The organism is Kitasatospora sp. Root107, assembly GCF_001424875.1.
GTDB lineage: Bacteria > Actinomycetota > Actinomycetes > Streptomycetales > Streptomycetaceae > Kitasatospora.
Genome location: NZ_LMCT01000004.1, coordinates 152720 through 177507, shown reverse-complemented (window position 1 = coordinate 177507; position 24788 = coordinate 152720). Strand labels below are relative to the sequence as shown.

22 protein-coding genes are annotated in these 24788 nt (G+C 71.9%); 10 read left to right on the top strand and 12 right to left on the bottom strand.

The features are described 5' to 3' along the window. Positions 1 to 9 precede the first annotated feature (9 nt). Positions 10 to 2361, bottom strand: a complete 2352-nt coding sequence (locus ASC99_RS05970; protein WP_057229049.1) for an ABC transporter permease — start codon at positions 2359 to 2361, stop codon at positions 10 to 12. Beyond that, positions 2358 to 3050, bottom strand: a complete 693-nt coding sequence (locus ASC99_RS05965; RefSeq protein ID WP_057229047.1) for an ABC transporter ATP-binding protein — start codon at positions 3048 to 3050, stop codon at positions 2358 to 2360. Before ASC99_RS05965 ends, ASC99_RS05970 begins: the two co-directional genes overlap by 4 nt. Positions 3051 to 3255: 205 nt before the next feature. Between ASC99_RS05965 and ASC99_RS05960 the strand changes: the two genes are divergently transcribed. The 3 genes from ASC99_RS05960 (at position 3256) to ASC99_RS05950 (ending at position 6004) form a co-directional block, all read left to right on the top strand. Then, positions 3256 to 4548, top strand: coding sequence for a sensor histidine kinase (locus ASC99_RS05960; RefSeq protein WP_057229045.1), 1293 nt, complete (start codon positions 3256 to 3258; stop codon positions 4546 to 4548). After that, positions 4533 to 5222 (top strand): response regulator transcription factor, encoded by a 690-nt coding sequence (locus ASC99_RS05955; protein ID WP_057229043.1) that lies wholly within the window; start codon positions 4533 to 4535, stop codon positions 5220 to 5222. Before ASC99_RS05960 ends, ASC99_RS05955 begins: the two co-directional genes overlap by 16 nt. A gap of 74 nt (positions 5223 to 5296) precedes the next feature. Next, positions 5297 to 6004 (top strand): MerR family transcriptional regulator, encoded by a 708-nt coding sequence (locus ASC99_RS05950; RefSeq protein WP_057229042.1) that lies wholly within the window; start codon positions 5297 to 5299, stop codon positions 6002 to 6004. Here the strand turns inward: ASC99_RS05950 and ASC99_RS05945 are convergent. The 4 genes from ASC99_RS05945 to ASC99_RS05930 are packed head-to-tail and all read right to left on the bottom strand — an operon-like array spanning position 6001 to position 11683. Then, positions 6001 to 8160: a 3-hydroxyacyl-CoA dehydrogenase NAD-binding domain-containing protein gene (locus ASC99_RS05945; protein ID WP_057229040.1), complete on the bottom strand. Its 2160-nt coding sequence runs from the start codon at positions 8158 to 8160 to the stop codon at positions 6001 to 6003. The genes ASC99_RS05950 and ASC99_RS05945 overlap by 4 nt on opposite strands. Before the next feature lie 29 nt (positions 8161 to 8189). Then, complete coding sequence (locus tag ASC99_RS05940; RefSeq protein WP_057229038.1) at positions 8190 to 9404, bottom strand: acetyl-CoA C-acetyltransferase; 1215 nt, start codon at positions 9402 to 9404, stop codon at positions 8190 to 8192. Positions 9405 to 9415: 11 nt separating this feature from the next. Then, entirely contained in the window at positions 9416 to 10558 is a 1143-nt protein-coding gene (locus ASC99_RS05935) for an acyl-CoA dehydrogenase family protein (RefSeq protein ID WP_057229035.1), read from the bottom strand. A 12-nt stretch (positions 10559 to 10570) separates the two neighbouring features. After that, positions 10571 to 11683, bottom strand: coding sequence for a CaiB/BaiF CoA-transferase family protein (locus ASC99_RS05930; protein ID WP_057229033.1), 1113 nt, complete (start codon positions 11681 to 11683; stop codon positions 10571 to 10573). A 174-nt stretch (positions 11684 to 11857) separates the two neighbouring features. On the opposite strand from ASC99_RS05930, the gene ASC99_RS05925 reads away from it, so the two are divergent. From ASC99_RS05925 to ASC99_RS05895, 7 genes are all read left to right on the top strand, one after another. After that, the gene (locus tag ASC99_RS05925) at positions 11858 to 12121 is read left to right on the top strand and encodes a DUF1876 domain-containing protein (RefSeq protein ID WP_057229031.1); all 264 of its coding nucleotides are present in this window, start codon (positions 11858 to 11860) and stop codon (positions 12119 to 12121) included. A gap of 95 nt (positions 12122 to 12216) precedes the next feature. Beyond that, the gene (locus ASC99_RS05920; protein ID WP_157531394.1) at positions 12217 to 12909 is read left to right on the top strand and encodes a hypothetical protein; all 693 of its coding nucleotides are present in this window, start codon (positions 12217 to 12219) and stop codon (positions 12907 to 12909) included. A 157-nt stretch (positions 12910 to 13066) separates the two neighbouring features. Next, positions 13067 to 14443, top strand: a complete 1377-nt coding sequence (locus ASC99_RS05915) for an FAD-dependent oxidoreductase (protein ID WP_057229027.1) — start codon at positions 13067 to 13069, stop codon at positions 14441 to 14443. A gap of 80 nt (positions 14444 to 14523) precedes the next feature. Beyond that, positions 14524 to 15507: a DUF3995 domain-containing protein gene (locus ASC99_RS05910; RefSeq protein ID WP_057229025.1), complete on the top strand. Its 984-nt coding sequence runs from the start codon at positions 14524 to 14526 to the stop codon at positions 15505 to 15507. After that, positions 15504 to 16715, top strand: coding sequence for a sensor histidine kinase (locus tag ASC99_RS05905; RefSeq protein ID WP_057229023.1), 1212 nt, complete (start codon positions 15504 to 15506; stop codon positions 16713 to 16715). Before ASC99_RS05910 ends, ASC99_RS05905 begins: the two co-directional genes overlap by 4 nt. Then, positions 16712 to 17356 (top strand): response regulator transcription factor, encoded by a 645-nt coding sequence (locus ASC99_RS05900; protein WP_057229020.1) that lies wholly within the window; start codon positions 16712 to 16714, stop codon positions 17354 to 17356. The genes ASC99_RS05905 and ASC99_RS05900 overlap by 4 nt, the downstream gene beginning before the upstream one ends. Before the next feature lie 106 nt (positions 17357 to 17462). Further along, a complete protein-coding gene (locus ASC99_RS05895; protein ID WP_057229018.1) occupies positions 17463 to 18113 on the top strand; it encodes a Pr6Pr family membrane protein in 651 nt (216 codons plus the stop codon). Between the two features lie 7 nt (positions 18114 to 18120). Here the strand turns inward: ASC99_RS05895 and aroA are convergent, their stop codons facing one another. The 6 genes from aroA to ASC99_RS05865 form a co-directional block, all read right to left on the bottom strand. Further along, positions 18121 to 19359 carry a 3-phosphoshikimate 1-carboxyvinyltransferase gene (aroA, locus tag ASC99_RS05890; RefSeq protein ID WP_057229016.1) on the bottom strand — a complete coding sequence of 413 codons (1239 nt, stop codon included), beginning with the start codon at positions 19357 to 19359 and terminating at the stop codon, positions 18121 to 18123. A gap of 173 nt (positions 19360 to 19532) precedes the next feature. After that, positions 19533 to 20741 carry an ABC transporter permease gene (locus ASC99_RS05885; RefSeq protein ID WP_057229013.1) on the bottom strand — a complete coding sequence of 403 codons (1209 nt, stop codon included), beginning with the start codon at positions 20739 to 20741 and terminating at the stop codon, positions 19533 to 19535. After that, on the bottom strand, positions 20738 to 21403 hold the full coding sequence (locus tag ASC99_RS05880) for an ABC transporter ATP-binding protein (RefSeq protein ID WP_057229011.1): 666 nt from the start codon (positions 21401 to 21403) through the stop codon (positions 20738 to 20740). Before ASC99_RS05880 ends, ASC99_RS05885 begins: the two co-directional genes overlap by 4 nt. After that, positions 21400 to 22659 (bottom strand): efflux RND transporter periplasmic adaptor subunit, encoded by a 1260-nt coding sequence (locus ASC99_RS05875; RefSeq protein ID WP_082598107.1) that lies wholly within the window; start codon positions 22657 to 22659, stop codon positions 21400 to 21402. Before ASC99_RS05875 ends, ASC99_RS05880 begins: the two co-directional genes overlap by 4 nt. Positions 22660 to 22681: 22 nt before the next feature. Beyond that, on the bottom strand, positions 22682 to 23629 hold the full coding sequence (locus tag ASC99_RS05870; protein WP_157531393.1) for a hypothetical protein: 948 nt from the start codon (positions 23627 to 23629) through the stop codon (positions 22682 to 22684). Positions 23630 to 23731: 102 nt separating this feature from the next. Continuing rightward, a complete protein-coding gene (locus ASC99_RS05865; RefSeq protein ID WP_162257853.1) occupies positions 23732 to 24589 on the bottom strand; it encodes a peptidase inhibitor family I36 protein in 858 nt (285 codons plus the stop codon). Positions 24590 to 24788: the final 199 nt, after the last annotated feature.

Below are 24788 nucleotides of genomic sequence, written 5' to 3'. Positions count from 1 at the left end.
CGCCGTTCGCTACTCCGCGCGCAACGCCGTCGCCGCCGGAGTCTTCGCCGCCCACCCCGCCGGGAGCAGTGCGCCCAGCAGCGCGATCGCGATCCCGGCCGCCACCAGCAGCGCCAACTGCGGTGCCTGGTACACCTCCAGGACCGACGACGGCAGGTTGGTGCCCACCGAGTGCCCCATCACCGGCAGCACATAGCTGTGCAGCGCGAACCCGGCCGGTACGCCCAGCACTCCGCCGAACAGGCCGATCCCGGCCACCGAGGTCAGCACCAGGACCACGGTCTGGCTCGGCGACATCCCGAGCGACTTGCAGATGCCCAGGTCACGGACGCGCTCCCGGGTGTCCAGGACAACCGAGTTGAGCACGCCGAGGCCCGCCACGGAGACCAGCATCAGGGTGAGCAGAGTCGCCATCGCCTGCAGCACGAGGACCAGGTTGCCCCGCTCCGAGGGCTGATTGGCGATCGCCTCACCGCCGAGCGGCCGCACCACCGCTGCGACCTGCTCCGCGTAGTCGGCGGCCCGGACGCCGGGCTTGAGCGTGACCAGGAAGGCCACCGGCCCGGCCTTCGGGAAGTCGGCCTGGTCGGCGTGCAGACGCGTCCCGTCGTTCGAGGTGTCGAAGAGCTCGCCGACGATCCGCAGGGTCCTGGTGTCGCCCTCCTGGGTGACCCGCACCGAATCACCGATCCTGCTGCCGGTCCGTTCCAGGAACCGGGTCGGCACCACCACCTGCCCGGGGCCGGTGAGCCACTGACCGGAGATCAGCTCGGGGGCGCCGGAGGCGGAGTCGCCCTGGTAGAGGACGGCTTGGGCGGCGCCGGGGATACCGGCCACGGTGACCTCCGCGAAGGCCCTGCCGTAGAACGAGGCGGTGCCCGCGTTGGCCTCGACGGCGGCGCGCACCTTGGCCGGGTCGGCAGCTGCGGAGACGAGTTGCCCGGGGGCCGGTGTCCCGGGGCCGTGGGCAGCGCCGCTGAAGACGGAGACCGCCGCCAGGCTCTCGCGGTCCTGCGCCTTGGTGATCGCACCCATCGAGCTGGTCAGCCCCACCGCAAAGGTGGCCGTGACGGTGCCGAAGACCACCGCGAGCAGCATCGCGACCGCCCGGACCGGATGGGCGAACGGAACGGCCAGGCCGTACGTCACCGCGCGCGGCAGCGGCAGTCGGCCGAACGCCCGGTGGGCCCACTGGCCACGCCCGGTGCGCGGCGCCCGGCCGACTGCGATGGCCTCCACCGTCCGCAGCCGGCCGGCCCGCAGCGCGGGGACCAGCGCGGCGATCCCGACCACCAGCAGGGCGACCGCGGGCACCAGCAGGTCCACCCACCAGGCGACCGCCAACGAGGCTGCGCCGTAAGCCTGTTCGGTGTCGGCCAGCAGCGGCAGCGCCAACAGGTTGCCGAGCAGCACGCCCAGCACGATGCCGGCGGCGGCCGGGATCAGTGCCTGGGCCAGGTAGGCCCGGACCACCTCGCCCGGGGTGAAGCCGACTGCCTTGAGGATGCCGATCCGACGCAGGCTGGTGCCGACCGCGCCGCTGACCACGCTGCCGACGATGATCACCGACATCGCGAGGCCGAGCGCGCCGAACGCGACCAGGAACGGGATGGTCGGCGCGGCGCCCTGGTCGGCGGCGCGCTTGGTGTCGAGATAGGACTGGGCGCCCAGCAGCGCACCGGGCGGTACGGCTGCGGCGAGCCGCTCCCGGGCGGCGGCGAGCTGCTCCTTCGTCCCGGCGGCGTCGAGGCGGTAGAGCCACTGGGTGGTGACCGGGTGGTCCGCCGAGGCCAGCGCCGTCAGCTGACCGGGCGTCACCCAGGCGTCGGCGGTCCGGCTCGCCGACAGGGCGAGGCCGACCACCGTCAGGGTCGGGCTGCCGGCGGCGTCCGGGACCCGCAGCGTGGAGCCGAGCTCGAAGGCGGGCCCGGCGAACGAGGTGGCGAGCACCAGCTCGCCCGGCTGCTCCGCCCACCGGCCGGACTGCAGGTCCAGCCGGTCCACCTCTCCTCCCGGGCTCGACCGCCCGGCCAGCGTGAGCGTGGGTGTCCGCCGGCCTTCCTGGTCCAGGCCCCGGATCGTGGTGGTCGGGTACGGACCGCCGCTCGCCGTCACACCCGCCAGCTTCCCGGCGGCATCGAGCTGTTCGGCGCCCACCTGGTCCGGGTCGAACTGCACGGTGAGGTGCGCGCCGTGCTGCCGGGCGAAGGCGTGGTCGAAGGGGGCGTTCACGGCGACCAGCAACGCCCAGGCCACCACCGCCGAGGCGACGGCCATCATCACGGCCACCGCGATGACCACCGTCTGCACCCGCCGCCGGCCCACGCCCGAGCGGACCACCCGGCTGATCGGACTGCTCATCGGAGAGCCTCCGTCCGGCTGTCCAGGGCGAGTTGACCGTCCACCAGGCGGATCGTCCGGGTCGCGCACGCCTCGGCCAGCGCCAGGTCGTGGGTGACCAGTACCACGGTCTGGCCGCTCCGGTGCAGGTCCACCAGCAGCTCCCGGACGTCCTGGCCGGAGGCGCTGTCCAGCGCCCCGGTCGGTTCGTCGGCCAGTAGCAGCGCGGGCCGGTTCACCAACGCCCGGGCCACCGCCACCCGTTGGCGCTCACCGCCGGACAGCCGGCCGGGGTAGGCGCGGGCGTGCCGCTCGATGCCCAGCAGCTCCATCAGCTCACCCGCACGCGTCGCCGCCGTCCGCCGCGCCGTCCCGGTCAGCTGGGCGGGCAGCTGGATGTTGTCGGTGACGGTGAGGTCGTCGAGCAGGTTGAAGAACTGGAAGACCATGCCGATCCGCTCCCGGCGGAACCGCGCCAGCGCGTGTTCGCTCAGCCCGTCGATCCTGGTGCCCGCCACGGTGACGGTCCCCCCGGTCGGCCGGTCGAGCCCGGCCACCAGGTTCAGCAGCGTGGACTTGCCGCTGCCGGACGGGCCGGTCACCGCCAGCGCCTCGCCCTCGGCCACCGTCAGGTCGAGCGGTCCGAGCGCGGGCGGCCCGGCACCGTCGTAGCTCCGGGCCACGCCGGTCAGTTCGATCACATGGTTCATGGCAGGTCCTCAACCGAGCAGGAAATGTTGGCTCGGCGAACCTAGGAGCGGCCCCTGCGGTGGCGCGTCGGCCCCGGCACCGACTTCCGCCCTCCCTGCGGACGGTCCGGCCACCGCGTCATCCCTGCGACGTACGCCTGGCGGACGGGACCCTTCGTCGCCGGGGAGGACGCGGACCGGGACGGCGGGGCCGCACAATGACCCGGTGAACGCGGAAGACCGGCGCGGATGGCGTCAGCAGGTACGGGACGCGCTGCGCCCGGAGCAGGGCCGGGCGCCGCTGTCGGCATGGGCCTGGCGGGCCGACGTGCTGCTGGCGGTGGCACTGACCGTGGTCGCGCTGGTGGTGGCCGCCCGCTACCCGGGCGACGGGCCGATCCGGATCGGCCCCAGGGACGACGGGTACGCCGTCCCTGCGGTGTCGGTGCCGTCCCGCTACGGTCCGCCGCCCGTGGAGCCCACGGTCTCCGCCGGCGGCTGGCTGCTGGTCCTGCTCTCGGCGCTGCCGCTGGTGGCCCGGCGCCGGTATCCGCTGGCCGCGTTCGGCCTGCTGATGGCCGCCGTCCTGGCGTTGGGCGACGGCGTGTCCTGGATCAATGTGCTGACCTGCGTCGTCGGGGCCTACAGCGCCGTGCTGTACAGCCGCTACCGGACCGGTGCGGCGGTGGGGCTGCTGGTCGCCGCCGTACTGGCCGGGCTCGCGATCCGCGAGGCCGAGCCGATCCTGCCAGGCTGGTCCAGCCCGGCGGTGGTGCTGCTGGTGGCCGGGGTGCTGGCCGGCCTGGTCCGGTTCTGGCAGCGGCAGCTGGCGGCCGGCCGGGACCGTTTCACCGAACTCCAGCAGGCCCAGCAGGAGGCCACCCGCCGGGCGGTCGAGGAGGAGCGGGCCCGGATCGCCGCCGAACTGCACGACGTGGTGACCCACAACGTGAGTGTGATGGTCATTCAGGCGGGAGCGGCGCGCACGGTGCTGGACACGGCACCCGAGCGCTCCAAGCAGGCACTGCTGGCGGTGGAGGCCGGCGGCCGGGCCGCGCTGGCCGAGCTGCGCCACGTGATGGGCCTGCTCGCCGCACCCGACCACGAACGGGCCGAGGGTCTCGAACCCCAGCCCGGTCTCGCGCAGTTGGCGGCCCTGACCGAGCGGGTGGCCGCCGCCGGGACACCGGTCGCCATCACGGTGACGCTGCCGCCGGAGCCGCTGCCGCCCGGGGTGGATCTGACGGCGTACCGGGTCGTCCAGGAGGCGCTGACCAACACCATCAAGCACGCGCCCGGCGCCCGCGCCCGGGTGGTGATCGGCCACTCCGGCGACCAACTGGAGATCGAGGTCACCGACACCGGCCGGGTCGGCGACTCCCCCGTCGCGCCCGGCGCGGGCCGAGGGCTGATCGGGCTGCGTGAGCGGCTGGCGGTCTACCACGGGGAGCTGACGGCCGGTCGGACCGCCGACGGCGGCTACCGGATCAGCGCCCGGCTGCCGTGGCGGACCGCGTGAACCGGCCGCCGCTGCGGGTCGTGATCGCCGACGACCAGGGCCTGGTGCGGACCGGCTTCGGGATGATCCTGGCTGCCGACGGCATCGAGGTGGTGGCCGAGGCCGCCGACGGCGCCGAGGCGGTCACCGCCGTCCGCCGCACCCGGCCGGACGTCGTCCTGATGGACATCCGGATGCCGCAGATGGACGGCATCGAGGCCACCCGCCGGATCCTCGCCGACGCCGCCCCGGACGGCCTCCGGGTGGTCATCCTGACCACCTACGACCTCGACCACTACGTCTACGCCGCGCTGGCCGCCGGTGCCAGCGGCTTCCTGCTCAAGGATGTCACCCCCGAACACCTGGTGGCCGCCGTCCGCCTGGTGCAGTCCGGCGACGCCCTGCTCGCACCCGCCATCACCCGCCGTCTGGTCGAACGCTTCGCCCGGCCCGGCGAGCCGGCCACCGCCCTGCACCGGGACCTCTCCGCGCTGACGCCGCGTGAGCTGGAGGTGCTCCGCCTGCTCGCCACCGGCCTCAGCAACGCCGAACTCGCCGACCGCCTGGTGCTCAGCCCGACCACGGTGAAGACCCACGTCGGCCGCATCCTGGCCAAACTGGAGCTCCGGGACCGCGTCCAGGCCGTGGTCCTGGCATACGAAACCGGGCTGATCACCCCCACCGGGAGCAGCTAGCGGCGCTCGTTGGTGGGACACTGCTGCTGTCACAGCGGTACTGCCGCGTCCGATCCCGAGCGGGAGGCTTCACCATGACAGCGGCTGCGTCCCCGCAGATGACCGTCGACGAGCTGGCGGCCCGGGCCGGGGTGACGGTCCGGACGCTGCGGTTCTACAGCGCGAAGGGGCTACTGCCGCCGCCGGAGCTGGGGCCGCGCCGGGTGGGCTGGTACGGGGCCGAGCACCTGGGGCGGCTGGAGCTGATCGAGGAGTTGCAGCGGCAGGGCCTGACGCTGGCGGCGATCGAACGCTACCTGTCCCAACTCCCGGCCGACGTCGGCTCCTTGGACCTGGCCATCCACCGTGCACTGGTGGCCTCCTGGACCCCGGAGGCGGCCGAGGAGGCCACCAGGAGCCAGCTCGCCCGCCGGGCCGGCCGGCCGCTGTCGGAGGCGGACGTGGACCGGCTGGCCGCGATGGGTGCGGTGCACCGCACCGACGACCCCGAGCTGTTCAAGATCGACCCGGGCCTGCTGCCGCTCGGGGTCCGGGTGCTGGATGTGCCGATCCCGCTGGAGACCCTGGTGGCGGCCCGCGCGGTGGTCCGGCTGCACAGCCAGACCGTCTGGCGCCCGTACCGGGAGAGCGAACCGGGCGACCAGGAGCTGACCCGGATGAAGGAGCTGGCCGCACAGATCCAGCCGATGATCGTCCAGGCCCTGGTGACGGCCTTTCAGCGCTCCCTCGCCGAGGAGCTGGCCGCGCGCCCGGACGAGGACGCGCGGCCGGACAGCCCCTAGAACGTCCGCCCGTCGGCGGCCATCTCCGCCAGCAGCGCGGGCGGCTCGAAGCGCGCACCGTACGCCGCCGCCAACTCCCGGGCCCGGGCCGTGAATCCGGGCAGGCCGCCGTCGTAGCCATTGATGTACTGGAGCACGCCGCCGGTCCAGGCCGGGAAGCCGATGCCCAGGATGGAGCCGACGTTGGCGTCGGGCACCGAGGTGAGGACACCTTCGGAGAGGCAGCGGACCGAGTCCAGGGCCTCGGCGAAGAGCATCCGCTCCTTCATGTCCTCGAACGGGATCTCCGCGCCAGGGCGGGCGAAGTGCTCGCGCAGGCCGGGCCAGAGCCGGGTGCGGCGGCCGTCCTGGTAGTCGTAGAAGCCCGCACCGCCGCTGCGGCCAGGGCGCTCGAACTCGTCGAGCATCCGGTCCATCACGGTGTCGGCGGGGTGCTCGGGCCAGTCGCCGCCCGCCTCCTCGATCGCCCGGCGGGTCTCGTTGCGGATCTTGCGCGGCAGGGTGAGGGTCAGCTCGTCCAGCAGCGACAGGACCTTCGCGGGGTAGCCCGCCTGGGCGGCGGCCTGCTCGACCGAGGACGGGTCGAGGCCCTCGCCGACCATCGCCACGCCCTCGTTGATGAACTGGCCGATCACCCTGGAGGTGAAGAAGCCGCGCGAGTCGTTCACCACGATCGGGGTCTTGTTGATCTGGCGGACCAGGTCGAAGGCCTGGGCCAGCGCCTCGTCCCCGGTCTCCGGGCCCCGGATGATCTCGACCAGCGGCATCTTGTCGACCGGCGAGAAGAAGTGCAGACCGATGAAGTCGGCGCGCCGGGTGACCCCTTCGGCCAGCACACCGATCGGCAGGGTCGAGGTGTTGGAGCAGAGCAGCGCGTCGGGCGCGACGACGTCCTGGACCTCCTGGAACACCTTGTGCTTGAGCTCGGTGTTCTCGAAGACCGCCTCGATCACGGTGTCGCAGCCGGCCAGGTCGGCCGCGTCGGCGGTCGGGGTGATCCGGGCCAGGAAGGCGTCCCGCTCCTCGGCGGTGGTCCGGCCGCGCGCCACGGCCTTGTCCAGCAGGGCTGCCGAGTACGCCTTGCCGCGTTCGGCCGCCTCGAGGGTGACGTCCTTGAGCAGCACCTCGATGCCCGCCTTGGCGCAGGAGTACGCGATGCCCGCGCCCATCATCCCGGCGCCCAGCACGGCGACCTTGCGAGCCTTCCGGGCCGGGACCGAATCCGGGCGGCTGGTGCCGGAGTTGACGGCCTGCATGTCGAAGAACAGCGCTTTGATCATGTTCTTCGAGGTCTGCCCGCAGGCCAGCTCGGCGAAGTAGCGCGCCTCGATCACCATCGCGGTGTCCACGTCCACCTGGGCGCTCTCGACCGCCGCCGCCAGGATGTTGCGCGGGGCGGGGTAGGGCGCACCGGCCAGCTGCTTGCGCAGGTTGGCCGGAAAGGCGGGCAGGTTGGCGGCGAAGGCGGGGTGGCTCGGGGTGCCGCCGGGAATCTTGTACCCCTTGACGTCCCAGGGCTGGACGGCCTCCTCGTGCGCGTCCACCCAGGCCCGCGCCTTCGCCAGCAACTCGTCGCTGTCAGAAGCCAGTTCGTCGACCAGCCCGTTCTCCAGGGCCTGCGCGGGCCGGTACTGCCGCCCCTGCAGCAGCACCTTCAGCAGCGCGTCCGTGATGCCGAACATCCGCACCGTACGGACCACGCCGCCCCCGCCCGGGAGCAGACCGAGCGTCACCTCGGGCAGGCCGATCTTGCTGCCGGGGGCGTCCAGCGCGACCCGGTGGTGGCAGGCCAGCGCGAGCTCGAGGCCGCCGCCGAGCGCGGCGCCGTTGATCGCGGCGACCACCGGCTTGCCGAGGGTCTCCAGGGTGCGCAGCGCGCGCTTGATCCGCATCGAGTTGTCGAACACCCGCTGGGCGTCCTCGGGGCGGGCGGCGGAGATCAGCCGCAGGTCGCCGCCGGCGAAGAAGGTCTTCTTGGCGGAGGTGATGATCACGCCGCGCAGACCGTCAAGTGCCTTGAGCCGGGCGACGGTTGCCTCCAGCGCGTCGGTGAAGGCGGCGTTCATGGTGTTGGCGGACTGGTCCGGGTCGTCCAGTACCAGGGTGACCACGCCGGTCGCGTCCTGCTCCCAGCGGATGGGGGTGGTGACAGTCATGAGTCAAGGTCTCCAGGAGTGACGGGTGGTCAGATGCGCTCGACGATGGTGGCGACGCCCATGCCGCCGCCCACGCACAGGGTGATCAGGCCGTAGCGCAGGTCGCGCCGCTCCAGCTCGTCGACGATGGTGCCGAGCAGCATCGCACCGGTGGCGCCGAGCGGGTGGCCGAGCGCGATCGCGCCGCCGTTGACGTTCACCTGGTCGTGCCGGAAGCCGAGTTCGCGGATGAAGCGGAGCGCGACGGCGGCGAACGCCTCGTTGATCTCGACCAGGTCGATGTCGGCGGCGGTCAGCCCGGCCTTGGCGAGCGCCTTGCGGGTGGCGGGGGCCGGGCCGGTGAGCATGATGGTGGGCTCGGAGCCGGAGACGGCGGCCGAGACGATCCGGGCCCGCGGGCGCAGCCCGTACCGCTCGCCGATCTCCCGGGAGCCGATCGCCACCAGGGCGGCGCCGTCCACGATGCCGGAGGAGTTGCCGGCGTGGTGCACGTGGTCGATTCGCTCGACCCAGTGGTACTTCTGCAGGGCCACGGCGTCGAAGCCGCCCGCCTCGCCGATCCCGGCGAACGAGGGCCTGAGCCCGGCCAGCGTCTCGACCGTGGTGCCGGGGCGGATGAACTCGTCCCGGTCCAGCACGACAAGTCCGTTGCGGTCCTTGACCGGTACCACCGAGCGGTCGAAGAGACCGTCGGCCTGAGCCTTGGCGGCCCGGATCTGGGACTCGACGGCGAAAGCGTCCACGTCGGTGCGGGACAGGCCCTCGATGGTGGCGATCAGGTCGGCGCCGATGCCCTGCGGGACGAAGTGGGTGTCGTAGGAGGTCATCGGGTCGGCGAACCAGGCGCCGCCGTCGGAGCCCATCTTCACCCGGCTCATCGACTCCACGCCGCCGGCCAGGATCAGGTCCTCCCAGCCCGAACGGACCTTGGCGGCGGCCAGGTTGACCGCCTCCAGGCCGGAGGCGCAGAAGCGGTTCTCCTGCACCCCTGCCACCGTGTCCGGCAGCCCGGCCGCGATCGCGGCGATCCGGGCGATGTCGGAGCCCTGGTCGCCGATCGGGCTGACCACGCCGAGCACGATGTCGTCGATCGCGGCCGGGTCCAACCCGGGCAGGCGGGCCTGGAGTTCGTGGATCAGACCGACCACCAGGTCGATCGGCTTGGTGCCGTGCAGCGAGCCGTTGCTCTTGCCCCGGCCGCGTGGGGTGCGGATAGCGTCGTAGACGTACGCTTCGGTGGTCACGTGAGTGCCTCTCAGGTCAGCAGGGAGCGGCCGATGATCTCTTTCATGATCTCGGTGGTGCCGCCGTAGATGGTCTGGATCCGGCCGTCGGTGAACGCCTTGGCGACCGGGTACTCCGTCATGTAGCCGTAGCCGCCGTGCAGTTGCAGGCAGCGGTCGGCGGTGCGCTTCTGCAGTTCGGTGGCCCACCACTTGGCCATCGAGGCGTCCACGGGGGTGAGCGCGTAGCGGTTGTGCTCGGTGATGCAGCGGTCCACGAAGGTCCGGGTGACCGCGCACTCGGTGGCCAGTTCGGCGATCTCGAATCGGACGTGCTGGAGCTTGGCCAGCGGCTTCCCGAAGGCGGTGCGCTGCTTGACGTACTCGGTGGTCAGCTCGACCAGGTACTCGGCCCCGGCGATCGCCGAGACCGCGATTCCCAGCCGCTCCTGGGCCAGGTTGCGCATCAGGTACAGGAAGCCCTGGTTCTCCTCGCCGAGCAGGTTCGCCTTCGGCACCCGGACGTCCTGGAAGAACAACTCGGCGGTGTCCTGGGCCTTCTGGCCGATCTTGTCCAGGTTGCGGCCACGCTCGAAGCCGTCCGTGCCGCGCTCCACCACCAGCAGGCTGAGGCCGTGCGCGCCGCCCTCGGTGGTGGTCTTGGCGACCACGATCACCAGGTCGGCCAGGATGCCGTTGGAGATGAAGGTCTTGGCGCCGTTCAGCAGGTAGTGGTCGCCCCGGTCCTCGGCCCGGGTGGCGATGCCCTGAAGGTCGGAGCCGGTGCCGGGCTCGGTCATCGCGATCGCGGTGACCAGCTCACCGGAGCAGAAGCCGGGCAGCCAGCGCTGCCTCTGCTCCTCGGTGGCCAGCTGGGTCAGGTACGGGCCGATGATGTCGTTGTGCAGGCCGATCGCCAGACCGCTGGCCCCGGCCCGGGTGAACTCCTCGGCCAGCACGGCCGGGTAGCGGAAGTCGGCGCTGCCACCGCCGCCGTACTCCTCCGGGACGGCCAGGCCGAGCAGGCCCTGCCGGCCGGCCGCCAGCCAGGCCGAGCGGTCGACGATCCCGGCCTGCTCCCAGCGTTCGTGGTGCGGGAGCACCTCCTTGGCGAGGAAGGCCCGGACGGTCTCCCGGAACGCCTCGTGCTCCTCGGTGTAGATCTCGCGCTGCACGGTTTCCTGCCTTCAGCCGGAGAGGCTCTTGATGTCCCAGTCCCGGGCCACCTCGGTAGTGTGACCGCCGGGCCGGGCCGGGGGGCGGCGCAGCGCGCCGGGGGTGACGGAGAAGCGCGGCGCGGGAGCCGGCTGGGTGATGCCACCTTCGGTGACGTACGTGCCGCGCGCCACCAGGTGTGCGTGCTCGGCGGCCTGACCGAGCGTCAGCACCGGGGCGGTGCAGGCGTCGGTGCCCTCGAAGACGGCCGCCCACTCGGCCTGGGTCCGGGTGGCGAACCGGGTCGCGATCAGCGCCCGGAGCTCGGGCCAGCGGGCCTGCTCGTACTGGCCGGGGGCGTCCGGGCCGAGCTCCAGCAGCCGGGCGAACTCGGCGTAGAACTGCGGCTCCAGCGCGCCGACGGCCAGGTATCCGCCGTCCGCCGCCTGGTAGACGGAGTAGCAGGGCGCGCCGCCGTCCAGCAGGTTGACGCCGCGTCCGTCCTGCCAGAGCCCGGCGGCCCGCAGGCCCCAGAGCATGGTGGTCAGGTGGGCCGCGCCGTCCACGATGGCGGCGTCCACCACCTGTCCTGCGCCGGTCTGTTCGGCGTGCCGCAGCGCAGCCAGCAGGCCGGTCACCAGGTACAGCGAGCCGCCCGCGTAGTCGCCGAGCAGGTTGGCGGAGAAGGCGGGCGGTCCGTCGGCCGCCCCGGCCAGGCCGAGCACGCCGGCGGTGGCCGCGTAGCCGAGGTCGTGCCCGGCGCGCTGGGCGAGCGGGCCGTGCTGGCCCCAGCCGGTCATCCGGCCGTAGACCAGCGCGGGGTTGCGGGCCAGGCAGATGTCGGGGCCGACGCCGAGCCGTTCGGCCACGCCGGGGCGGTAGCCCTCGATCAGCAGGTGGGCCCGCTCGGCCAGGTCGAGCACCTGCCCCGGACCCTCGGGCGCCTTGAGGTCGACCACCACCGAGCGCTTGTTCCGGTTGGTCACGTCGTACGCCGGGTCGGGGCCGAGCACGGCCGGCTCGGGCCGGTCCACCCGGACCACGTCGGCGCCGAGGTCGGCGAGCAGCATCGCGGCGAACGGCCCTGGGCCGATCCCGGCCAGTTCCACCACCCTGACCCCGGCCAGTGGCCCGGGGCTGGTCATCTGTGCCACCGACCGTCCTCCCATGTTTGACAGTGGGGCTGTCACAGTCGCGATGATAGACAAGTGACCAGCCGGTAACAAGAGCTGCGACGACGGGTCGGGAGCAGCCTTGCGATCGGCTCCGCAGAGGCGGATTCTGGGGCTGAACGATCCACCCGAGAGAGGTGATCGGACATGCAGAACCACTGGATCGTCGACCTCACCTTCGAAGAGGACGACACCCGCACCACCTGCACCGCATCGCTCAGCGGCTTCAGCGCCCCCGGCGTCCGGGGCCTCGGCATCGCCCGCCGCAGCCCGGACGACGCCCCCGACTCCACCGTCGGCGAGGAATTGGCCGCCGCCCGAGCCTGCTCCAACCTGGCCCACGAGCTGATCCACAAGGCCGCCGCCGGAATCGAGGACCGCACCCACACCACCGCGCACCTGATCTTCTGATCCACCCTCCACCGGGGCCGGGCCACCGCCGGGCCCCGGTGATAAAATTTCATGGCTCGGGACGATTCGTCCGGAAGGTCGCGATCATGACGTCGATGAGCGTGGTAGGCCGTCGCAGCACCATTTGGGCTGCGGTCGCCGGCATTGTCTCAGCCGGGCTCCTGGTGGCCGGGCAACTGCTTCTGTGGCGGACGCCGGAGTACGACGGTGTCGATGCGGTGCCGAAGCTGACCCGTTACTACCTCGACAGCGGCAACCGGCACCTTGCCGAGACCTCGGCCCTGATGCACCTCGCGTCGGCGTTGCTCTTCGTCTGGTTCCTGGTCGCGCTGATCCGGATCGTGCGCGGGGCGGAGCGACGCGCGGGCAGGTCGGAAAGCCTGTCGACCGCGATGCTGGTCGGCGGCACGCTCTTCGCGGTGTTCATCATGCTGGCCGGTATCACGGGAAACCTCTTCGGGATCACGTCCAACTACGCGGACGGCTTCCCGATCGAGCCGCGCACGGTGATCATCGCCATCCTGCTGCTGGACATGTCCTACGCAAGCACGATCGCGGCGATGGCGGGCGTGTCGGTCCTGCTGTTCGCCCTCTGGCGCGCGGTGCAGACCGTCCACGCCCTGCCTGCCTGGCTCGGCTGGTTCGCGTTCGTCCTGGCCATCCTGTCCCTGGCCGGGCCGTTCGGCGCCTGGGTCACCCCGCTGGCCTTCGGGCTCTGGATGCTCGCGGCGAGCGTGGTGCTGCTGATGCCCGCCGCCGAACCCGAAGGTACTGCCGCCTCGACCTGACCCCCTCCGACGGCTCGAAGCCCGTCGGCCGGTCATAGCTCTACTTATCGGCCCCATAGGTCATCCCTATGGGGCCATAAGCACGGAAAGGGTAGCCTAACCGGGAGCCGCCGGTCAGCCTGGCGGATAACCGCCGCCCAGCCGAAGGACGCATCGCATGCCTCGCCCCATCCGAGTGGCCATAGTCGGAGCCGGTCCCGCCGGCATCTACGCCGCCGACGCGCTGCTGAAGTCCGACGTCGCCACCGAGCCCGGGGTCTCGATCGACCTGTTCGAGCGGATGCCTGCCCCCTTCGGTCTGATCCGGTACGGCGTCGCCCCCGACCACCCCCGGATCAAGGGCATCGTGACCGCGCTGAACCAGGTGCTCGACAAGCCGCAGATCCGCCTGTTCGGCAATGTCGACTACGGCACCGACCTGGTGCTGGACGACCTGCACCGGTTCTACGACGCCGTGGTCTTCTCCACCGGCGCCGACGCCGACCGCGCGCTGGACATCCCCGGCATCGAGCTCTCCGGCTCCTACGGCGCGGCCGACTTCGTCTCCTGGTACGACGGCCACCCGGACGTCCCGCGGACCTGGCCGCTGGAGGCCGAGAAGGTCGCCGTGCTCGGCGTCGGCAACGTCGCGCTGGACGTGGCCCGGATCCTGGCCAAGACCGCCGACGAGCTGCTGCCCACCGAGATCCCGCCGAACGTCTACGACGGCCTGGCCGCCAACAAGGCGGTGGAGATCCACGTCTTCGGCCGCCGGGGCCCCGCACAGGCGAAGTTCAGCCCGATGGAGCTGCGCGAGCTCGACCACTCGCCCACCATCGAGGTGATCGTCAACCCCGAGGACATCGACTACGACGACGGCAGCATCGCCACCCGCCGGGGCAACAAGCAGGCCGACATGGTCGCCTCCACCCTGGAGAACTGGGCGATCCGCGACATCGGCGACCGCCCGCACAAGCTCTTCCTGCACTTCTTCGAGTCCCCGGTCGAGGTGCTCGGCGAGGACGGCAAGGTGGTCGGCCTGCGCACCGAGCGCACCGAGCTGGACGGCACCGGCAACGTCAAGGGCACCGGCAGCTACCAGGACTGGGACATCCAGTCCGTCTACCGCGCGGTCGGCTACCTCTCCCAGGAGCTGCCCAAGCTGCCGTTCGACACCCTCTCGGGCACCGTCCCGCACCAGGCGGGCCGGGTGATCGAGGGCGAGCAGCACCTGCCCTCCACCTACGTCACCGGCTGGATCAAGCGCGGCCCGGTCGGCCTGATCGGCCACACCAAGGGCGACGCCAACGAGACCGTGGCCTGCCTGATCGAGGACTTCCGGGGCGGCGCGCTGCGCACGCCGGAGGCCCCGGAGCAGGACGCGATCGTCTCCTTCCTCGAGCAGAGCGGCGTCAACTACACCACCTGGCCCGGCTGGAAGCTGCTGGACGCGTACGAGCGCGCGCTCGGCGAGCCCCAGGACCGTGAGCGGGTCAAGGTGGTCGAGCGGGCCGAGATGCTCCGCGCCAGCGGGGTGACGCTCCCTCAGGAGTAGGACCAGTTCCCCCGCCAGGGGGAGCCGGTTCGTGACCACGGTGGACGTGGAGCAGGGGCGCCGGGCGAGAGGGTCGAGGCATGGACCTCACCTCTTCCGGCGCCCTTCGCCGTGGCCTGTGCGCCGTCGCCGTCGCGGCCACCCTGCCCTACCTGACCCTCAAACTGCTCTGGCTGTGCGGCAGTACGGTCGGCTTCACCGGTCAGGCCGACCTCTCGATCGGCGCCGACGCACTCTGGGTGGCTAACCTGGTCACCTTCGGGATGGACGCCGTCGCCCTGCTGCTCGCGCTCGCCTTCGTCCGGCCCTGGGGCCGGCGGGTGCCGGTCGGCCTGCTGGTCTTCCCGATGTGGGTGGCGACCGGTCTGCTCGGCAGCATCATGCTCGAACTGCCGCTGATCTTCGGCGCGGAACTGGTGCTCGGCGGCGAACCCCCTGCCACCCAGCAGGAGTGGCTGTACCCCTGGGTGTTCGTCCTGGTCTACGGCGGCTTCGTACTCCAGGGGCTGGCCCTGATCGCCGGTTTCGTCCTGCACGCCCGGGAGCGCTGGGCCGGTCTGCTCGGCAGCCGGATCGGCGACCTGCCGCGCACCGCCACGCTCCGGCTCCAGCAGGTGCTGAGCTGTGTGGCCGCCGGACTGGCCCTGCCGGTCGCGGCCGCCAAGCTGTACTGGGCGCTGGGCGGCGACTTCGGACTGCCGTCCGCCTTCCTGGACGGGCCGCAGCGGCCGCAGCGGATCATCGCGGGCGTCACCGGACTGCTGCTCCTGGCGGCCGGCGCGGCCTTCCTGCGGCTGACTTTCCGGCTCGGGCCTGACCGTCCGCTCCGACCCACCCTCGTCACCGCCTGGCTGGCGGCCGGTTCGGTGTTCGCCTGGGGTTCCTTCACGCTGTTCGTGGACAGCCTGCGGACGGAGGTGCCGAGCGCAGCGGACGCCGTCCCGCCGATCGCCTCGCTGGTCACCGCCGGGCAGGCCGGGGCGGGCCTGCTGCTGCTGGTGGTCGGCGCGGTCGCCCTGCTCGAACACGCTTCCGCCCGAGCTGACGTAGAGTCAGCGGGATGAGTGCACTGATCGGGCGCAGAGCGGCCCTGCGCTGGGTGCATCTGGTGCTCGGCGGGGCGCTGTTGATGCCGTACTGGATGCTCTCGCTGGTGCCGCTGTCCGTACAGTTCGACGACCAGCGCCCGTTGACCACCGTCCTGCTCCAGTTCGCTGCGCTGGGCCTGGCACTCCCGATGGCCGCCGTCACGGCGCTGGTCCCGGTGGTCCGGGTCCTGGAGAGCACCGCGCTGCGGGCCCTCGGGCTGGGTGCCGGGGCCGAGTTGGCGAGCACCCCGTCAGGCTCCTGGGCGGCCCGGCGGCGCACCGCAGCCTGGTACGTGCAGCACCTGCTGCTGGGCGGGATCGTCTCGGGGATATCGCTGTCGGTGCCGCCCGCAGTGGTGGCGCTGGTCCTCTTCCCGCACGACGATCGGCTCCCGTACTGGTTCGGCGCCACCCGGGTACCGCCGCTGCTTATCGCGGCTGCGCTGGCCGTTCTGCCGGTGCTGGCCAACGCCGCAGCCGGGGCCTGGCTGGCGCGGATCGCCCCGGCGCTGCTCGGTCCGACGCCCGCCGAGAAGCTGGCCGCGGCCGAGCGGCGGGCCGTCGAACTGGCCCAACGCAACCGGCTGGCCCGGGAGTTGCACGACTCGGTGGGGCATGCGCTGAGCGCGGTCGGCATCCAGGCCGCAGCGGCCGGGCGGGTGCTGGCGAGCAATCCGGAGTTCGTCGCGGAGGCGTTGCTGGCGATCGAGGAGACCGCCCGCACCGCCGTCGCCGAACTGGACACCGTGCTCGGCCTGCTCCGCGAGGACCACCCCGCCGACCCGGCCGCCGGCCCCACACTGGTGGAACTGAGCTCCCTGCTCCGCCAGTTGGAGCTGGCCGGAGTACCGGTCGAGACCCGGGCAGGACCGGGCCTGGCCGCACTGCCGGGCGAGGTCTCCCGGGCCGCGTACCGGATCGTCCAGGAGGGCCTGACCAACGTACTCCGGCACGCCGGGCAGGTGCCCGCCACGCTCCGGATCGAACTGGCCGCCGGAGCACTGGAGTTGGAGTTGAGCAACCCGGTCGGCGCCGAGCGGCCGAGCCGTCCCGGCGGCGGCCGGGGGCTGCGCGGGGTGGCCGAGCGGGCCGCCGTGCTGAGCGGCGAGTGCGCCGCCGGGCCGACCGGGGACGGCCGGTGGCGACTGGCCGCCCGGCTGCCGATCGAGGGGGAGAAGTCATGATCCGTGTGGTGGTCGCCGACGACGAACGGCTGGTCCGGCTCGGCCTGCGGGCCATCCTGGACGCCGAACCCGACCTGACCGTGGTCGGCGAGGCGGCGAACGGTGCCGAGGTGGTGTCGCTGGTGCGTGAACTGCGCCCGGACGTGGTGCTGATGGACGTCCGGATGCCGCAGATCGACGGCATCCGGGCCACCGAGCAGTTGACGACGACCCTCGACCCGGCGCCCCGGGTGCTGGTGGTGACCACCTTCGAGAACGACGACTACGTGTACGAGGCGCTGCGCGCCGGGGCGGCCGGCTTCCTGCTCAAGCGGGCCCGGGCGGAGGAGATGGTGCAGGCGGTCCGGCTGGTCGCGCACGGCGACTCGCTGCTCTTCCCGAACGCCATCCGGCAGCTGGCCGCCGGACGGCGAGCGCCCGCCTCCGCGCCCTCACCGACCGACCGGCTCACCGAACGGGAGGGCCAGGTGCTCCGACTGATGGCCGCCGGGCTTACCAACGGCGAGATCGCCGAGCGCCTGGTGGTCAGCCCCGAGACCGTGAAGACGCACGTCGGCAGCGTGCTGGCCAAGCTCGGCGCCCGGGACCGCACCCAGGCGGTGATCACCGCGTACGAGTCGGGCTTCGTCCAGCCGGGCTGACGGATCTGCTGCCGGGGAGCGCCTTCCGCACGTCGGCTACCCACGGGTAGAGTGCGTCGACCGGTCCCCTGGGGGGCGAACCGTACGAAAAGAACTGGTGAACGCGATGTCAGTCTGGACCCGCCCGGCGCTCTGGTGCCGCCTGGCCGTGGTGATCTCGGCCGGGCTCGGACTGATCCTCAGTACGGGTTCGCTGGTGTACTTCACGGTCGAGAGCAACGTCATCGTGCTCGGCTACTACATCGGCGCCGTGTACTGGATGGTCAAGCGGGACACCGTGGACGCCCCCGCGCCCCGGCTGCGCGGCGCCGCGACGCTGTACATCACGATCACCGGCCTGGTCGCGCACATTTTGCTGAACAAGGGCGTCAACCCGCTGCCCGGCCTGGTGGACGGAGCAGACCTCCGGCAGGAGTGGTCGAGCTTCTTCCTGCACTACGTCACGCCGGTGCTGGTGCTGACCGACTGGCTCTGCCTCAAGCCGCGCAACGTCTCGCGCTGGAAGGACCTGCCGCTCTGGCTGACCTTCCCGCTCGGCTACGCGGCCGTCACGCTGGCCCGGGCCGCGATCTTCCCGGACTTTCCCAACAAGTACCCGTACTTCTTCCTCGACCCGTCCGAGAAGGGCTACGGCTGGGTGTCGCTCCAGGTGGTCCAGCTGACCTTCGAGTTCATCGCACTGGCCGCACTGGTGGTCGGCCTCGACCGGCTCGGCACGCTGGTCGCGCGCAGGCTCCGGCCGGTCGAGGCCACCTGACCGCTGCTCAGACGCCCCAGGTCTCGCGCAGCTTCGCGAACTCCTGGTGGAACGCCGGGAAGGTCTTCCGTACGCAGCCCGGGTCGTCGAAGGTGGTGCCCGGCGTGCGCAGACCCGCGACCGCGAACGACATCACCATCCGGTGGTCCCCGTGGGTGGCGATCTCCGCCGCCTGCGGGGTCCCCGGGTGGATCTCGATCCAGTCCCGGCCGGTCCCGACCGTGATCCCCTGCCGGCGCAGGTTCTCCGCGCAGGCCTCCAGCCGGTCGCACTCCTTGACCCGGGTGTTGTAGACGTCCTCGATCCGCACCGGACCGTCGGCGAACGGCGCGATCGCGGCGAGGGTGGGCATGGTGTCGGAGATGTCCCGCATGTTCACCGTCAGCCCGCGCAGCCGACCGCCCTCGGTGCCGGTGACCGTGACCGCATCCGCGCCGATCCGCACCGTCGCGCCCATCCGCTCCAGCACGTCGACGAACCGCAGGTCGCCCTGCAGCGCGTCTCTCCCGAGACCGGGGACGGTCACCTCACGGCCCGTCAGAGCAGCCGCCGCGAACACGTAACTGGCCGTCGAGGCGTCCGGCTCGACCGGGTACGCGGTCGCCGTGTAGCCGCCCGGCGGCACCACGAAGACCTTGCCATCGCGCTGCACCTCCGCCCCGAAGCTGCGCATCATCGCCAGCGTGATCTCGACGTACGGCACCGAGACCAGGTCGGTGACGGTGATCCGCAGCCCCTGCTCGGTCAGCGGACCGAGCAGCAGCAACGCCGTCAGGTACTGCGAGGACAGCCCGGCGTCGAGCGTCAACTCCCCGCCCTTGACGCCCTTGGCGCTGATCCGCAGCGGGTGGTGGCCCTCCTGCTCCTCGTGCACCAGCTGCACCCCGAGCTCGCGCAGCGCCTCGGTCAGCGGGCCGACCGGCCGCCGCCGCATCTGCGCCGAAGCATCGAACCGGAACTCCCCGTACCCCGCCGCCGCCAATGCCGGCAGGAACCGCGCCGTGGTCGCCCCGTCCCGGCAGTACACCTCGGCATCATTGGCCGGCCCCTGCGGCCGCCCCTCGATCACCCAGTCCTGCCCGTCGGCCGCCACCTCGTACCCGAGCTTGGCCAGCCCCTCGGCGAACCCCTCGGTGTCGTCCGAGTGCAGTGGCCTGAGCAGCCTGGTGGTCCCCTCCGCCGCAGCCGCCAGGAACAGCGCACGCGCCGTCACCGACTTCGATCCAGGAATCTCGACAACCGTCACAGGGTCCTCCACGCCGGGCTCATCTCGGGGTCGCCCCATCCTCCCCCGCCGAACCCCGCCCACCACCGACCGTCCACACCTCGGACCCACAGTCCGTCAGTTCGGTATCACGACCGAGCTGGAAAACGCCGGCCCGGATCCCCCGTCCACCCCGATTGCTGCTCGGGCGGTGGTCACCGGCGGAGTGCCTCCACCGGCTCGACCCGGGCAGCACGGAGTGCGGGGTAGAGGCCCGCCAGAAGACCGGCGGTCAGGCCTGCCAGTGGGGCACCGGCGACGGTCCACGGTGCCATCACGGGGGTCCACTCCCGGCTGATCGCGGCGAGCACCACCACGGCCGTCCCGAGCCCGGCGCCCAGCAGGCCGCCCACCGTCCCCAGCAGGGCGCTCTCGCTGAGGAACTGTGCCGCGATGTGCCGCGGACGAGCCCCGAGGGCCCGGCGCAGTCCGATCTCCGGGGAGCGTTCCATCACCGCCACCAGGGTGGTGTTGGCGATCCCGACCGCGCCGATCGCCAGGCAGACGCCGGCCAGCGCGAGGAACAGCGCGGCCAGGTCGGTGCCCACCCCGTCGCGCAGGGCACGCGGATCGGGCGGCGTCTGCACCCGGAACCGTTCCGGCGCCTCCGCCCGCAGGGCCAGTGCGGCCTGACTGCCGATCACCCGGGCCGCCCCGAGCCGGGTCTCGATCAGCATCTTCGGCGGTTGCTTCGGGGTGCCCCAGAGCACCGAGGCGGTGTGGCTGGGCACGATGACGTCGAGCAGGCTCTCCGGACGGCGCTGCACATCGGCGATGATGCCGACCACGGTGAACGCGGTGCCGTCGATGAAGACTGCTGGGCGATGGGCGAGTTGGGTGACGCCGAGCCGGGCCGCGACCGCGCCGCCCAGGACGACCACGTGGTCGCCGCTGCGCTCGTGCCCCTCGTCGAAGAGCCGTCCCTCCCGTACCGTCGGACGGATCGCCCGCAGCAGTCCGGGCGAGGCGGCCAGCACGCTCTGCGCTCCGGTGGGCGCGCCGGGCAGCGGCACCCCGGTCACCGGGCCGGCCTTGTTGGCGTCCACCGTCCAGTAGACGCCCGCGTTCCGCACACCGTTCAGCTGCTCGATCCGCTGGTCCGCGTCGGCCGGGAAAGCCGGTCCGGTACTGCTGTCGGCGGCCGGGATCTCCTCCACCGTGACCTCGGTGGCGGCGAGTTCGGTGAATCGCTGGCTGATCTGGCCGGTCGCGCTGGCAGTCAGGCCGAGGACGGCGACGAACGCGCCCACCCCCAGCACCGTGCCCAACAGGGTGAGCACCGTACGCCCGGGCCGCTGGAGAATCCCGGCGAGGGCTTCGGCGAGCAGGTCAGCCACTCTGATCCGCGATCGGTCGGCGGTCATCCGGTGAGCACTCCGTCCTTGATGCTGACGACCCGTCCGGCCCGGCTCGCGATCCCGGTGTCGTGAGTGATCATCAGCACCGTCATCCCGTCCCGGTGCAGCGTGTCGATGAGCTCCAGCACGGTGTCGGCCGTCGCGGAGTCCAGGTTTCCGGTCGGCTCATCGCAGAGCAGCAGGCTGGGCTCACCCGCCAAGGCCCGTGCGATGGCGACCCGTTGGCGCTCGCCGCCGGAGAGACGGCTGGGCAGGGCGTCCTTGCGGTGGCCAAGCCCGACGCGTTCCAGCGCCGCCTGGGCCTCCCGCCGTCGGGTCCGTGCGCCGGTCCCCCGGTAGAGCTGGGAAAGGGTGACGTTCTCGGTCGCCGAGCGGTGCGGCAGCAGGTGGAAGGACTGGAAGACGAATCCGATCCGGTAGGCCCGCAGCGCGGTCCGCTCCCGCTCCGGCAGCGGTGCGGTGTCCACACCGTCCAGCAGGTACCGGCCCTCGGTCGGCCGGTCGAGCAGCCCGAGGAGGTTGAGCAGGGTGGATTTACCCGAACCGGACGGTCCCGTGATCGTCACGTACTCGCCCCGACGTACGGTCAGTTCACAGGGCTGGAGAGCCGGCACGGGCGGCGGGCCCGGGTAGGTGAGGCCGACGCCATGCAGTTCGATCACCGTCATGGCAGCCGCACCCCGATGACCACCCGGTCGCCCGGGTCGAGCGGGCCGGTGACGGCTACGGAACCGTCACCCCGAAGGCCGGGTGCGACCGGGATGCGCTCCTCCCGTCCGTCCGGACTTCGCCGGACGACGCCCACCTGTCCGTCCGCGCCGGCGAACAGCGCGGACAACGGCACCACCAGCACCTCGCCGCCGGTACTGGCCGCCGCGACCGTCAACCGGACGTTCTGAGACGCAAGTTGACGATCCAACGGCTTGGTCGGTGTGACCACCAGCGGATAGCCGTTGTTGGCCGGGTTGGTCTTGTCGGTGCGCAGCTCGCCGATCGACTCGATGGTGCCGGGCACGGTCGTACCGAGCACCTCGGAGGCGATCTCCACGGCCATACCGGGCTTGACCGAGTTCTTCTGCTCGGAGTTCAGGACGCCGCGCACTCGGAGGTCTCCGCTGGACAGCGTGATGGCCGGAGCCGCGACCTCCGCGCCGACCTCCGCCTTCAATCCGCCGACAGCCGCCGGAAATCCGGGCAGGAACAGGTACTCCGACAGCGGCAGTACCGGTCCGGTCCTGGCCACCAGGTCGGCCTGGGCCTTCCTGGCCTCCGCCAGGTCGTCGGCCGCCCGGGCGGCCGCCTTCGCGTCGTTGGCGTCCCGGGCATCCGCGACCGCCCGCTCGGCCTGCCTCACCTGCTTGGCGGCGGCCGCGAGCTGGGCCTCATCGGTCTCGCCGGTCGGCTGTGCCTGGTAGCCGACGGCGCTGAACAGCCGGGTCAGGGCCGTCTTGGTACCGGAACCGAACACACCGTTGGCCTCGCCCGGGTCATACCCGAGCGACTTCAATGCGCTCTGCAACTGCCGGACGTCGTCGCCGGTGTAACCGGGCCGCAGGTCCCGAAAGGCCGGTTTGGCCCCGGGCAGCGCGATCAGTGGCCGGCCTCCCACCTCCAGCAGCACGGACCCCGACGCCACCGGATCACCCGCCTTCACCCGCACGGCCGTCACCACCGACTTCCCACCGCCCTTGGCATTCGGTGTGACCTCGAAGGACTGCCCCGCCACCACCTCCCCCCGGAGCACCACGCTCTGCCGCAGCACCCGCCGCTCCACGGCGGCGGTGAGCACGCTGGGGCTCGGCGCGGCCGCCTCGGCCGCCCGTTCCTGCGGCGATTTGACCCAGGCCGAGGCGCTGAGCCCACCGGCCGCCACCGCGACCGAACAGACCACCCCGGCCACCAGAGACACCCTGCGCTTGTTCAACTGCCCTGCTCCCTCTACCGCGTCAGCCGGTGGCGACGATCTCGGTGGCCGCCTTGACGGTCCGGTCGTTCTGCTGCCTGATCTCCGCCAGCGCCGTGATGTTCTGCTGGATCATGGCGTCCTGGTACGCGGACTCCGCCGCGAACCACACCCCCACCAGGTTGGTCTGCCGCTTGCAGGCGACGTCGGCCGTCGCCTGCTCGATCTCGGCCCGGTTCGGCTCCGGCGCCAGCTTGGGAGCCTTGGGGTCCTTGACCGGTTTGGTCCGGTCAAAGCCCTTCCCCTTCATGCACGCCGACCAGTCGGCGAACACCTGCAGGACCACGGGATCGCTGTCGGACTGCGGGCTGCCGTCGATCCGCCGCACCAGCTCGGGATCGTCGAAGTCACCGTCCGGGCTGATCCGCCGCTTGGCCTCGCCCTGGCAGCCTCCCTCGGGCACCGGCGTGCCCTGGTACGACAGCCCGCCGGACGAGGTCGGCCCGGCCTGTGGTCCACGGCCGGAGAGCACCAGCAGTTCGGACTGGCTGAGCACCGGACGGTTCTGCCTGGTCAGGTCGTCGACCTGCCCCTTCCAACCCGGTGGCACGTGGTAGCCCCACTGCTCGGCCATCGTCGCGTCGGCGAGCCCGTACCTGCGTTCCAGCGGATCCCGGTCCGGCTGCGGCTCCGGCAGCCAGGCGTTCGGGTCGGAGAACCCGTACCTGGCCATGCACTTGGCGGTCAGCATCCGCTCCGCCTTGGAGACCGCCAGCCGGGCCTCGGGCCTGAGCTGATACTCCGCCAGCGGCAACGCCTGCCCGAGCGTGCTGTCGAGCCGCGCCGGTGTCCCGCCGATCTGCGGCCGCGAGGCCAGCAGTACCGGCCCTCCCTTGCCGCTCTCCTTGGTCTGGGCGGCCGGTGCACTGCACCCGGCGAGCGCCGCCAGTACCAGCAGGGCGGTTGCCACCACGCTGCCCCGATGCGTCACTGTCCGCTCCTTTCTCAGGTCCCGCCGTGGCCCTCCTGCTCACCCTGCTCAAGGCGCTCCAGCCCCCTCGGTGGTGTGTGTGGTGGTGCCGTGGTGCCGCCGTCAGCAGCCGTAGAAACGGTGCGCGCGGTTGTTGTTCTTGGTGACGAACCAGCCGGTCAGCGACCCGTTCTTCCAGATGCTGTTGGTACGGCCGCCGAAGTACTCGTCCTCGAAGACCGTCACACAGAAGCCGCTGTCCCAGTTGCCGATGGATCCGGCGTTGTTGCCGATCCCCTGGCCCTGCCCGCCGCCGGCGGTCTGGAAGGTGATCCACGGGTTCATCACGTCCGCGACCTCCATGCCCCACATGCCCACTCGGGACCCCTGGCCGTTGTCGTCCCAGAAGTAGCAGATGTCATCCATCTGACAGGTGCTGTGCGCCCCGGAGGCCATCGCCTGACCACCGGACAGCCCGACCACGGCCGCCAGCGCGAGCGCCCCGGCCACCGCCGCCCGGCCGACCAACCGCTTCATACCAAGCCCTCCCTCGCGCGTCGACATGCCGTCAGCAGCCGTATACGCACTGTTGGCCCGGTTGTTGTTCTTGGTGATGAACCAGCCGGTCAGGCGGCCGTTCTTCCAGATGCTGTTGGTGCGACCGCCGAAGTTCTCGTCCTCGTAGATCGTCTGGCAGAGCTGGTAGTCCAGGTTGCTGATCGAGCCCGCGTTGTTGGACAGGCCCTGGCCCTGGCCGCCACCGGCGGTCTGGAAGGTCAGCCAGGGGTTGGCGACATCGGCCACCTGGCCCCAGACACCCGCCTGCGAACCGGTCAGGTTGTCGTCCCAGAAGTAACAGACGTCGTACATCTGGCAGGTGCCCGGGTGCGAGCCACCGGCCGCAGCCGGGCCCGCCAGCACACCGACCAGGGCAGCCGCACCGACCGTGGCGACCACGGCCGAGCTTGCCAGCTTCTTCATGCTTCCAGCGATCTTCACCTGAATTGCCTTCCTCGAAGGATGGGTCCAGCCCCGGGCCGGCCTCCGGGGCGGGATCAGCATCGACGCTCACCGCGTCGGCGGGAACCTGTGAGATTGCAGGTTGCCTCCGGCGCTCCTCATCTGAATCACCTTCCTCGAACGGCAAATCCCGCCCCGAGTCGGTCTTCGGGACGGGATT